The 10,847-nt window shown below is 49.5% G+C and carries 7 protein-coding genes and 2 pseudogenes; 5 read left to right on the forward strand and 4 right to left on the reverse strand.

The window, feature by feature from the left end; genetic code table 11:
• The first annotated feature begins 167 nt into the window (after positions 1–167).
• Positions 168–2,114, forward strand: a complete 1,947-nt coding sequence (locus BM036_RS19060; RefSeq protein WP_091855224.1) for a hypothetical protein — start codon at positions 168–170, stop codon at positions 2,112–2,114.
• A 28-nt stretch (positions 2,115–2,142) separates the two neighbouring features.
• Positions 2,143–2,823 carry a hypothetical protein gene (locus BM036_RS20000; protein ID WP_143066668.1) on the forward strand — a complete coding sequence of 227 codons (681 nt, stop codon included), beginning with the start codon at positions 2,143–2,145 and terminating at the stop codon, positions 2,821–2,823.
• 276 nt (positions 2,824–3,099) lie between these two features.
• Here BM036_RS20000 and BM036_RS19065 read toward each other — a convergent pair whose 3' ends face one another.
• The 4 genes and pseudogenes from BM036_RS19065 to BM036_RS19080 form a co-directional block, all read right to left on the reverse strand.
• A complete protein-coding gene (locus BM036_RS19065) occupies positions 3,100–3,897 on the reverse strand; it encodes a tyrosine-type recombinase/integrase (RefSeq protein WP_091855225.1) in 798 nt (265 codons plus the stop codon).
• 892 nt (positions 3,898–4,789) lie between these two features.
• Positions 4,790–6,003: pseudogene (locus tag BM036_RS19070) on the reverse strand (IS256 family transposase).
• Positions 6,004–6,091: 88 nt separating this feature from the next.
• Positions 6,092–7,426 (reverse strand): ATP-binding protein, encoded by a 1,335-nt coding sequence (locus BM036_RS19075; protein WP_091855226.1) that lies wholly within the window; start codon positions 7,424–7,426, stop codon positions 6,092–6,094.
• Entirely contained in the window at positions 7,413–8,078 is a 666-nt protein-coding gene (locus BM036_RS19080) for a response regulator transcription factor (RefSeq protein ID WP_091855227.1), read from the reverse strand. Before BM036_RS19080 ends, BM036_RS19075 begins: the two co-directional genes overlap by 14 nt.
• Positions 8,079–8,278: 200 nt before the next feature.
• Here BM036_RS19080 and BM036_RS19085 point away from each other — a divergent pair, with 200 nt between their 5' ends.
• The 3 genes and pseudogenes from BM036_RS19085 to BM036_RS20485 all read left to right on the forward strand — a co-directional run.
• The gene (locus BM036_RS19085; RefSeq protein ID WP_091855228.1) at positions 8,279–8,812 is read left to right on the forward strand and encodes a cupredoxin domain-containing protein; all 534 of its coding nucleotides are present in this window, start codon (positions 8,279–8,281) and stop codon (positions 8,810–8,812) included.
• Between the two features lie 84 nt (positions 8,813–8,896).
• A complete protein-coding gene (locus tag BM036_RS19090; protein WP_091855229.1) occupies positions 8,897–10,678 on the forward strand; it encodes a copper resistance system multicopper oxidase in 1,782 nt (593 codons plus the stop codon).
• Positions 10,675–10,847, forward strand: a pseudogene (locus BM036_RS20485) (copper resistance protein B); the annotation flags it as partial. The gene BM036_RS19090 and the pseudogene BM036_RS20485, both read left to right, overlap by 4 nt.

Genomic DNA, 10,847 nt, shown 5'->3' on the forward strand with positions numbered 1-10,847 from the left:
CGGTCACGATAAAACGGAATGAGCGGTCACGATCACCCGGAACAGGCGGTCACGTTCAAACGGAATGGGCGGTCACGATGGGCCGGAATATGCAATAGAAACGGCGCAGCATTCATTGAATTGAGGTGTGACAGGTTATATAGGTCAAGCACAGGGAGTGACAGCTCATGTCAAAAAGGAAAACCGTTACGTCTCGCATCATCAATTACGTTCCGACTGTCCTCATAAATACCATTTTTTTGAGTGGGTCGTTTGTGGCACACGCAGAAGATGAAACAAGATTTCAACAAGCAAGAAATTCGGCTGAGCCAACTAGGGCGCATCAGGCTGAACTGGAAATCCCTGGAGTCAAGAAGCTACGCATTCACCGGGAGGCCAGTTCTCAAGCTACTGACAACGTGGCCGTTTATTATCATCGTCCAATTTTTGCCCTCCAAGAAAACCCTGAGTTCAAAGAAAAAGAGATGGGTCACCCTTTAATATGGGACAACAAGCAGGACGACAGTGGTGATTATTATTTACGTTTTAGAATTGCGCTATCGACCAAAAGTATTATGCAGGATGCTGAAGCAGCAGTTATTAATCAAGATCATGCACTAAAGGCCAAGAAACCGAACGTTTCGATTAACGATATAAAGGTGCGACCATGGCCAATAAAGGCTTTAAGGCTAACTTTCCAGGATGATGTTTTACCGACGCAGTATGGGCAGACGTCAAGGATATTTCCGCTTTCAGATGCTGAAGCTATAATTGATCACATTATAAAAGTGCCAGAAGCGATGTACGAACCGTTCATCAACGCTCTGAGCGATAATGATGTCCAGTTTCAAGCGGAATACTCATACAACAATATTGTAGACTCATTCGCGTCATCATCTGTTACGATTTCAAATGACTTAGAAGTAAGAGTTGAAAATGCACTCCAATCTGCACAGTTAAAGTCTGAAGAGCCAATATTTCAGAGTGATATTGCTAATTTCCTGTCTGCGCTTAACACACAAATGACACAGAATATCCGTGCCAACGATGCTGACCTTATCAGGCAGGTTGCTATTTCTAGTGCCGATTTAATGAACTTAGTTATAAAGCCTGATACTAAATCTTTCTCTGAGCTTCGAGAAACTCCAGATCTTCTAAAGAAAGTTGAGGATTATTTGCAGGCAATAGCTACGGAAAAGGGCTGGGAAAAGTCAGAAGAGACGTCTAAAGCAGACACTAATAGGTCTGAAAGTGCTCGAGAAGTGGAGTTCAAACCCAACACCCCTAGCGTTAAACTAACGGAAAAAGATATTTCCGAACTAAAAAATGAACATAAATTGACGCTAAAAGAAAACGAAAAAACAAAGACTCTTGAGCCTCATGAAATTGAAATCAGTTATATAAATAGTGGGTGGCAGAACAGTTTGGCCCAAATTACTATGAGCGCTTATGTCGCAAAAGGAACAATTGAAGGTCTTGAAAGAGATGACAAGCCCATTCCAAGTAGCTTCACCCTGTCTCGATTAAAAGAGTTAATGCCCAGAGTTTTAGAGAGTATTGCTCCGTTCGCTGGAGTTCCACAAGGTGCTGCGTTTTGTTATTTTGGTGCAGAAATACCAAAAGGTTTCATTCGGTTAGATGGTGCGTACACGCTTCCAGACGAAAATTGGGTCCATGAGAGTCTGAAGGGCAAGAATGTGCCTAATATGGAAGGGGCTTATGCAAGGGGTGCTAAGCCGCAAGAGGGGCTTGGGGGAAAGCAGCAAGGAGGGCAAATAACCATAACTGCCGAAAACATTTCAGACGACCTGAGATTAAAGCAGTCCGGAAATATTAATACACTTAATTTAACCGGTAGAATCCAAACGTACTTACTTAAGTATGACGATGGCGGCGCTCGTCCTGAAGGCGATACAAATTGGGTCGTAAATGATTCTGTTACCGCTGGTGCTACTTCTACAAGATTTATAGCAAACGGAAAGAGGAATCTACCGCCGCTCCCTGCATTAATTTCCTCTTCCGTTCCCTATTTCGATGGAATCGTAGGGAATATTCAAAAAATTGAAATTGACACATTTCAGCCACAGAACCAGCCGCCACACATCACATGCCAATGGATTATGAGGATAAACTAGCTTTGAGAAGAGAATAAATAGGTTTAAAATGAAAAATCTAGCTTCTAGTTTATTTTATTTATTTATATTGACATCTAATGCACAGGCCGATGATATAAACGTCTGGTTTAAAACATTCATTCCATCTAGTGTTGGGAAAGAGATCCCGAGTGTCAGTGAGAAAGTTATTTCGACTGACAATTTTCTTATAAATTGTTTTTCTACGGATGATCGTTATTTTAGCGCAGATAGGGATGCATCCGCACGATTAACGGCCTGGCTTAAACTGTCCACAGAAGATCGTTCATACTATGATTTTGGAGGGGAGAGTGGTGTTACCAAGGAGTACAAGTGCGACACAGGAGAGTTTGTTGAGAGCGCAAGAGCGTCATTTAGCGAAGGATTTACTGGCACTCTGGAAAGCTCAAATGATATCGAGAGAGCTTTTAAGTTTAAGGTTAATACAGCAAACCCTCTTATAATGTCAGCAGTTTCACCGGATATTGATGCCGAAATTTCACTGAAAGAAACTCGTGATGCCTCGACGGGAGCATATACGTATGAGGTCAGTGGTAAAGTAGATGCTTTTCCGGCATTTGAAATGTACTTAGAGCATAACGGCATCCTTCATACCATCTTTCAAATCAACCCGGAGGATGGCGCAACGCCTGCAAATTTATTTGGTGAAGCAAACCGGGATGTTGGTAGTACGACTATAACATTGCCATAAGCGTTATTAACCGAGGGTTGTTTTTGAGGCTTCGCTCAGAGACAAGATTCCAGTGAAACGTTCGCTTTGCGACCACACTGAACTTCACGCTTCAGTCACCAAACCATCTCCAATTGAAATGAAAACTACGTTTGGTGGGGCAGTGCAGCTATGGGGCCGGCGCTATCAACAAGACTCATGACAAGTGGGCTGAAATCAGGTAAGCAAACCAGTGGCATTTCTGGGGAGTTTGAACTGTGATAATGACTTCGCTCCAAAGTTTATTCGTTTGCTGGACTAACCAATATATTTGTACCCGGCATCCTGCAACGCTTCCTTCAGTGACTCCTCGGGAGGTTCTTCGTAAATGAGCGTTGTTGACGGTGACACATGGCCAGCGATTTTTTGCGCGACCTTAACTGACTTCTTTTGTTCATGAATGATATTCGTCATTAAAGTCCTCCGGCCACTGTGGGAGCTGGCTCGCTCAATACCTGCCCAATGCCTATGCATGAGAGCAAAGTGTTCCTGGAGAGTATTGGGAGAATAGGGGCCTCCTTTTTGAGTCAGGAATAGAGGATCCGTCTTTTTCACTGAGGGATGCGCTGCCAGGCGGATCGCAAGGTGATTTTCTATAGCCGTTCTCAGCGCAACGTCATTCATTGGAAGATCGCGCGATTTACCACGATGTTTTTTGACCTCAGGATAAAAATCCTCCGGTTTGATCTCGGCGCCAGCCTTGGCCATGGTTTCAATTCGCTGAACAAGCTGGTGGAAATCGTGAACACTAAAACTGATTCGACGCCGCTGGTACGTGGATTTGGATCGCTTCAACGCATCGGCACCTTTAGTGTAAGCCGCTGGCAACGCAAGGATTTCCTTAAGTTTGAAAGAGCACTGACCAGAACTTTCAGGGCCGAGTTCGGCGACGTCTTTGATCTGGAGAAGGGCAATTTCCTGAACTCGCAGTCCGAGCTTGAAGCTGATCTGAACCAGCGCCGTGTTCTTTTCCGGGTAACGATGCCCTTTGATCACGTGCAAGAGGTGAGCGAACTGTTCGGGCGTGAGCACGCGTGCCTGGCCGGTTTTGCCCATCGGGGAGCTCCTGGTAAGCCGCTCGGATGCGAGGAGAGGGTGAAAATAAAATCCGTAATAATGTGATTTTAACGGATTTCTGGAGTTTAGTAGAGAACTATTATGCTCAGGGCACCCAGGCAGACCCAATCATCCCAAACGGACCATTGGTTGCGCCTTGTAACGTCCATTTCTTCCAGAGCTGACGAGTACTACGGTTTTCAATAATCAGGAGCGGATCGTCTCAACCGGATTATCGATAACACCGTTCCACGTTTTCTCTCAATTCACAGAGCGGTTCCGAGGCTGCCATAACAAAAATCCGTGCTCCGATTCGCATGATACTTCTCGAGAGGTATAGGGGATGTTTTTTACCGGCATCGGCCAATACCTTTCGAACCCAGGGCATTATCTAAAATTGCGGAGTTCGGTCAGAGCTGACGCTATTCCACAATCGAAACTAACCGCCAGAATCCAAGGCACTGATCGCCCCGAAAGGCGCTATTCGAGAAAAAACCGAAAAACATTCAGAATCATAGAGATAGAAAGGTGGGCGACGAATTTAGTACTTCCTGTGAAAATTTAGCACTTTCTGTGGCTATTCTTTAGCACTTTCTGTGGTCGTCCAACGGTGGACGACCACACAAAGCACTAAACTTCCGCCACCGTATATCAGTGACTTACCCTCCAAAATCCACACAAAGTGCTAAACAAACTTAAAGTAGATTCGAGAATAGGGCGCTCATTCCGGTTTCCACACAAAGTGCTAAATTCGGCGTCCGACCCGGAGGTCGAAATAGTCTCACTGGAACGGAAAGATTGGAGGCAAGCAACAAGCCTTGTTAGCAGGGGACGCAATTAAACAAAAGCGAACATTGAGCCTGTAAATAAATCTGTGTAACTGCCCACCCCATTACAGGTGACCGTCCAGGCGGTCACCGAATTCGATAATAAAGCGATTCAGTGCGGGCTTCCAATCCCGGATCGGCATGGTCCATTTCTTTGAGGCCTGCTGGATCGCCAGGAAGGCCACTTTCAGTGCGGCATCATCACTGGGGAACAGCTTCCGGCGCTTGGTTGCTTTGCGGATAACGCTATTCAGTGACTCAATGGCATTGGTGGTGTAGATCACCTTCCGGATGGCTGGAGGGTAGTCGAACAGCGTTATCAGGTTGTCCCAGTGGTTGTACCAGGACCTGGCGATTTGCGGATACTGGCCGTCCCAGCGCTCTGCAAAGTCGTCCAGCGCCGTTCGAGCTTCCTGCTCGGTGGCCGATTTGTAGATTTGCTTCAGGTCTGCCGTAACGGCCTTGTAGTCTTTCCAGGACACGTAGCGCAACGAGTTGCGAACCATGTGCACGATGCACAGCGGCACCTTGGTCTGAGGGTACTCAGCAGCAATGGCATCCGGGAAGCCCTTGAGACCGTCCACACAGGCGATCAAGATGTCCTCCAGACCCCGGTTCTTCAGTTCGGTGAGTACCGATAGCCAGAACTTCGCGCCTTCGGTCTCGGCCAGCCAGAGGCCCCGCAGCTCCTTCTGGCCTTCCATGTTGATGCCCAGAGCCAGGTATAGGGACTTATTGATCACCCACTTGTCCTGACGAATTTTCAGGACGATACAGTCCAGATAAACGATGGGGTAGATCGGATCAACAGGGCGGTTCTGCCACTCGTGAACCTGATCGATCACGCGCTCAGTCACCTTGGAAACGAGCGTTGCCGAGATGTCCGCGTCGTACTCTCCTTGAAGGCGTCTACGATATCCCGGGTGCTCAGGCCCTTGGCATAAAGAGCCAGGATCTGGTCGTCCATCTGAGTCAGGCGGGACTGGCCTTTACGGACGAACTGAGGCTCGAAAGAGCCGTCCCGGTCACGGGGTGACTCGATCGGCACTTCACCATGCTGGCCCTTGAGGCGTTTGGCAGAGTAGCCGTTACGGCTGTTACCGGTACCTCGACCAGCCGGGGCATGCTTCTCGTAACCGAGATGCTCATCCAGTTCGGCATTGAGCGCGGTTTCAACGGTGAGCTTTACGAGTTGCTGAGTGAGGGCTCCGAGGTCTTTCTCGGACTTGATGTCTTTGGCCAGCTCTGCGGCCAGGGCTTTGAGTTTTTCTTGGTCCACTTGTGTACCCACGATGGTATCCTTTTGAAAAGATTACTCAGTCGTGGGCAGTTACACAATTTGGTTTACAGGCTCCGAACATTCGATTTTATCTTAATAATTCGATAGAAACGCGTAAACCGCTACAGGACTTAGTCGAAAAGCTGATTTTACCTTCATAGCGAGTCACTATATCTCGAACGATAGCAAGACCGAGACCGTGCCCAGGTGTTTGCTCATCTAGCCGCAGACCCCTTTGGCCCAAACTGGCTAAATCCTTGTGATTAACCCCTGGGCCATCATCAGCAACAACTATTCGCTTAAAGCCGCTGCCTTGTTCGACAGAGAGCTCTACGCATCTCGAAGACCATTTGCCAGCATTGTCGAGTAAGTTGCCCAATACTTCATTAAGGTCATGTTCTTCTATTGGCCATCGGCTGTCTTCAGGCAGAGAACTCGATAGTTCAAACGACTTTTCCGGATATAAACGACCGAGCATCCACAAAAGATCTCGTGCCTGTTTTATGGGGTAGGCGCTTTTTCCAATCTGGGGCCCTGCAAAACGGCTTCGACGCATTTCAGCTTCTAATTGCCTGTCGATATCGCTTAATCGCTCCGCCATCTGGCGCCTTAGATTGGTGTCGATAGGACGTGTGTCGTCTTCCAGTATCTGCCGGACGGCTGCGATGGGGGTTTTGACGCTATGAGACAGGTTTGCGAGAGCGTCCCTGGAGCGCTCCAGTCGCTGATCTAAGGAGTCCAGCAACTGATTTAGTTGAAGAACCAGCGGGTGGAACTCCTCTGGCGACTGAACGTTGATTCGGGAGATCTCTCCGTCCTGGAGTCTTTTTAATGCGGCTTTGAGTGTGACAACCGGTCGCATGGACATCGTGATACCGAACCAGAGCACGGCGACCAAGAGCATAATCAACAGAACTGATACTACGGCGGTCCAGGCATGAAGTGCAGCTTGGCTGCGTTTCAGCGCACCCAGATCTTCAGAAACGATTACGACGATGGGTGTTTCACCGACCTGAAAAGACTTTCGGTAGGCGAGGATGTCTAAGGGAGTATCAGTGGTTTCGGCATCTTCTACGCGAACGGTTCCGTCTTCTTCGTTTTCAATCAGAGGCGTTAACAAGGGCTCCCAAGTATCGGGTGAAATGATGGTCTGTTCGGGTGTATGTATGGCAAAGGCATGATGAAAAACATCCTGGAAATAATCGCCCGTCTGGAGAGTGTCAACTTCACCATTCGCGTCGCGAATCTGGTGTTCAAGGAAAGCGACTTCATCTTTCAGTCGGCTTTCAACGAACTCCCGGGACATTCGGTCGAGTAGCAAACCATGGACCAACCACGCTACCCCCATTAGACCAATTCCGGCGGGCAGTAACAGCGCAAGCAAGGTTCCTTTTACGGACGCAGGCTTTTTAAGGAATCGCATTAAAAATGTACCCCTGGCCGCGTCGTGTTGAGATGGTTTCGCTGCCCACTAGCTTCCTTAACCTCCGAATATACGCCTCAATGACGTTTTCACTCGGGCTATCATTCAAGTTGTAAAGCTGTTCCATTAGTTGTTCTTTGGAAAAGACGTGGCCAGGGCGGCTCATCAAACAACGTAGCAGCCGGAATTCGGTGCCGGTAAGTGTATGTTCCACGCCGTCGTCCATCTTGAGGCTTTGGCGGTTTTCGTCCAGTTCAAAGCGGCCGGCTTTAACCTGAGTATGGACCCTTCCTTCACTTCGACGCACGAGTGCGTTGAGGCGTGCGATTAGCTCTTCTGTCTGAAAAGGTTTTGCCAGGTAATCGTCTGCCCCGGCTTTCAAGCCGTTAACCTTATCCTGCCAATCGCCTCTCGCGGTCAGAATCAAGACCGGACAGCTGACGTGATTCGTTCGCCACTTTCTCAATACGTCCAGCCCGTTGCCATCAGGTAGACCCAGGTCCAGAACAACAGCACGGTAATCCTCTTGCTCACCCAGAACGACGGCTTCTCGGGCACTGGGAGTTGTATCAACGCTGAAACCTGCTTTTCCCAACTGCCTGACCAGACCCTCAGCAAGCAAGCGGTCATCTTCGACGAGCAGTAAACGCATGAGTTTTTCCTTCTCTGTATGGTCCGCGGTCGAAAGTGTGACTGATTAACCTGAATTCAGCCTGAACGGAAAATAGTTCGAGTTTTTCAGAAAGAATTCAGGTTAGTGAGAGAAGGTAACAACCGATTCTGGACATTGCTCAAGATTGGGGCTCAATCCAGCAGTGTTTTCGCGAGTTTTATTTTACAGAGGATAAAAAGATGAATGCATCAAAACTATTCGTAGCGGGTATGGCGCTTTCAATGTCGGCAACAGCGTTTGCGGCTGGCGCCCATGATGGTGGCCACGGGCACGGCGCTACAAGCGGTGAACCTGGCAAAGCGTCGGAGGCCAGCCGAACCATAACTGTCGAGATGTACGACAACTACTACGAACCCGAAGAAATCAGTGTAAAGCCGGGTGAAACCGTTCGCTTCGTGGTGGAGAACAAGGGAAACCTCGTCCATGAGTTCAGTGTTGGCACTCCCGACATGCACGAAGCTCATCAAGAGGAAATGATGATGATGGTTGAGCATGGCGTCATCCAGGGCGGCAAGCTGAACCACGACATGATGAATATGGATATGGGGAATGGCCATTCCATGAAGCATGACGACCCGAACAGCGTGTTGCTGGAACCGGGCCAAAGTAAAGAAGTGGTATGGAAGTTCTCTGATAAAGGCAATATCGAATTTGCCTGCAACGTGCCGGGCCACTATCAGGCCGGGATGTACGGTGAGGTCAATTTCGAGTAACTCGCTTAACTGAGGTCCGCGAGCGCGGGGCTGAGACACGTTTCTCGGCCCGGCTTCAATGACGTGTAGTTCGGAGCAACACAGATGAAACCGCACTTTTTGACAGGGCTTTTGAGCCTGCTGATGCCAGCCATGGTTCTGGCCGGCGAATACGACCTTACGGTCGACCGGGTAAAAATTGATACCGGCGATTTTGTGAAGGAAGGCATTGGATACAACGGCGCATCTCCGGGACCGGTAATGCGTTTCAAGGAAGGCGAGAACGTCCGGATCAACGTGACCAACAATCTGGATGAGATGACGTCCATTCACTGGCACGGTCTGATCCTGCCTTTCAATCAGGACGGTGTGCCAGGTATCAGTTTCCCTGGCATCAAGCCGGGTGAAACGTTCACCTATGAATTCCCTATCCAGCAAGCAGGCACCTACTGGTTTCATAGCCACTCTGGTTTTCAGGAGCCGGACGGCGCCTATGGTGCCATTGTCATCGAGCCCGAGGGCCGTGAGCCATTCCGCTACGATCGTGAATACGTGGTGCAGCTGACTGACAAGCACCCCCATTCCGGTGACCGCATCATGCGCAACCTGAAAATGATGCCGGATTACTACAACCGTGAGCAGCAAACCGTGGGGGAGTTTTTTTCGGACGCGTCCAAAAACGGTCTGATGAACACCATTCGGGACCGCATGGCCTGGGGTGACATGCGGATGATGAAAGCGGACGTTGAGGACTTGCAGGGCTTTACGGGCCTGATCAACGGCAAAGGTCCCGAGCAGAACTGGACTGGCCTTTTTGAGCCCGGAGAACGCATCCGGCTGCGGTTCATCAACTCCTCGGCCATGACCTACTTCGACATACGGATTCCCGGTCTGGACATGACGGTTGTACAGGCCGATGGCAACAACGTTCAGCCCGTTAACGTGGACGAGTTCCGGATCGGTGTGGCGGAAACCTATGATGTGATCGTCCACCCGAAAGATGAGCAGGCGTACACCATCTTCGCCGAATCCATGGGACGTTCCGGATACGCCAGGGCAACACTGGCCCCCGAAGAGGGCATGGAAGCGGCAGTGCCGCAACTGCGTGAAGCTGCCCGACTGACCATGGCTGATATGGGCGGTATGCCTGGTATGGACCATGGCAGCATGGCGGGCATGGATCATGGGAACATGGATATGGACAGCTCAGAAGATATGTCCGGGATGGATCACTCTTCTATGGAGGGGACGGACCAGTCCAACATGGGCGGCATGGATCATTCCAATATGGAAGCTATGGATCATTCGGGTATGTCCGGTATGGACCATGGTTCCATGACGATGGGAAAAGAAGATAAAAGCGATCCTTTCTATGCCAAGGGCAGTGGCCTCATGCCCAAAGCGGCGAATGGAGGTAAGTTTCTGTCTTACGCTGACTTGAAGGCTCAGGATCCGCTGTACGAAGACCGGGAACCGACCCGGGAAATAGAGCTTCGCCTGACCGGTAATATGGAGCGTTACACCTGGAGCATTAATGGCGTCAAGTATGAAGACGCCGATCCGATTCGTCTCAAATACGGTGAGCGGGTCCGTTTCAAGTTTGTGAATGAAACCATGATGACACACCCCATGCACCTGCACGGCATGTGGTCGATTCTGGACGTTGGCGCCGGCCAGTGGAACCCGATCAAACATACAATCAACGTGAACCCGGGTACCACGGTGTACATGGAAACGGAGGTCGATGAACCGGGCCAGTGGGCATTCCACTGCCATCTGTCCTATCACGCGGCCGCTGGTATGTTCCGTAAGGTAATTATTGAAGGTGGGCCAGATTCAACGCAGGCCAAAACAGACGTGATTGCTGAAGATGGAGGTGAGGCATGAGTTGTATTCGATCACTTGTCGCCGTCAGTTTTCTTGCCTCAGTTGGTTTCTCAACGGCGGTGACAGCTCAGGAAATGATTTCCGACACCACGGCTCGTAAACAGCCGCTCACAACCTGGGGTGTGCAATTTGAGGAGTTTGAATACCGCTATAGCGACGATGACGAGGA

The organism is Marinobacter segnicrescens (assembly GCF_900111555.1).
GTDB lineage: Bacteria > Pseudomonadota > Gammaproteobacteria > Pseudomonadales > Oleiphilaceae > Marinobacter > Marinobacter segnicrescens.

What these genes read in the sequence shown, in the direction of transcription:
- BM036_RS19060 (WP_091855224.1), top strand. Translation starts at nt 168, where the DNA reads ATGTCAAAAAGGAAAACCGTTACGTCTCGCATCATCAATTACGTTCCG.
- BM036_RS20000 (WP_143066668.1), top strand. Translation starts at nt 2,143, where the DNA reads ATGAAAAATCTAGCTTCTAGTTTATTTTATTTATTTATATTGACATCT.
- BM036_RS19065 (WP_091855225.1), bottom strand. Translation starts at nt 3,897, where the DNA reads ATGGGCAAAACCGGCCAGGCACGCGTGCTCACGCCCGAACAGTTCGCT.
- BM036_RS19075 (WP_091855226.1), bottom strand. Translation starts at nt 7,426, where the DNA reads ATGCGATTCCTTAAAAAGCCTGCGTCCGTAAAAGGAACCTTGCTTGCG.
- BM036_RS19080 (WP_091855227.1), bottom strand. Translation starts at nt 8,078, where the DNA reads ATGCGTTTACTGCTCGTCGAAGATGACCGCTTGCTTGCTGAGGGTCTG.
- BM036_RS19085 (WP_091855228.1), top strand. Translation starts at nt 8,279, where the DNA reads ATGAATGCATCAAAACTATTCGTAGCGGGTATGGCGCTTTCAATGTCG.
- BM036_RS19090 (WP_091855229.1), top strand. Translation starts at nt 8,897, where the DNA reads ATGAAACCGCACTTTTTGACAGGGCTTTTGAGCCTGCTGATGCCAGCC.